This window comes from Bartonella sp. AP57NXGY (genome assembly GCF_042195805.1).
Classification (GTDB): Bacteria; Pseudomonadota; Alphaproteobacteria; order Rhizobiales; family Rhizobiaceae; genus Bartonella.
In genome coordinates this window covers 1-655 of sequence record NZ_JBHIOZ010000557.1, presented here as the reverse complement: position 1 = coordinate 655, position 655 = coordinate 1, and the positions used below count along the sequence as shown (strand labels likewise).

1 protein-coding gene and 1 pseudogene are annotated in these 655 nt (G+C 42.9%); both read right to left on the bottom strand.

Going from position 1 to position 655, the window contains the following annotated elements; genetic code table 11:
* Positions 1 to 401, bottom strand: a 401-nt coding sequence (locus ACFIL8_RS12015; RefSeq protein WP_375690006.1) for a hypothetical protein, incomplete at its 3' end; no start/stop codon positions are given.
* A pseudogene (locus ACFIL8_RS12010) lies at positions 322 to 655 on the bottom strand (hypothetical protein); the annotation flags it as partial. The gene ACFIL8_RS12015 and the pseudogene ACFIL8_RS12010, both read right to left, overlap by 80 nt.

Genomic DNA, 655 nt, shown 5'->3' with positions numbered 1-655 from the left:
CCTATTCTCATGAATGAAATGCGCTTGCCTCCTAAGGCTAGGTTACGCGTATTTTCAACTGCTGTAAAAACTCTCTCAGCAACACCATAAAGCCTGCTTTCTAAATCACGACAATACTGCGCTAGATCAGCACAAGAGGGGACAAAGGTTGTGGACATGCCTTTTGCTTCACCACGTATAAGATTTTTAACAGCTTGCAATAAAGACCAGAGTGAAATGCCGTTAAGAGCTGCGATATAAGCCTTTGCACGCGCTTCTACATTCGAAACTTTTTGCATTGTCAAACCACCTTCAAGCACATCAAGAGCCTCTGCTATGTCTTCAACAGACGCTTTCAAGGTAAGTAAGTTTTGAACAGTCTGATAAGCTTCTAAAGCTTGTTTCTCTAGGGTTGCTGTCAATTGAATGCCATTTCTCAAGGTCCATGGGAACTCCAGAGTTACACATTGCTCTATCTGTTGCACGGTATCTTGTAGAGGCGTCACTAAGCTGTGTTGCACCGATAAGATTACGGATTGTCTCTCCGGTACCACCACGAGTTCTTTGATCTTTTGAAAAGTTTCCATTGTTTCCACCATTGTTGTTCGTATTTTTTATTTTTTCTAAACCCTCGATAGCCCTGCGTACCCAGTTACGCCATGTTGCTTGCCAATCG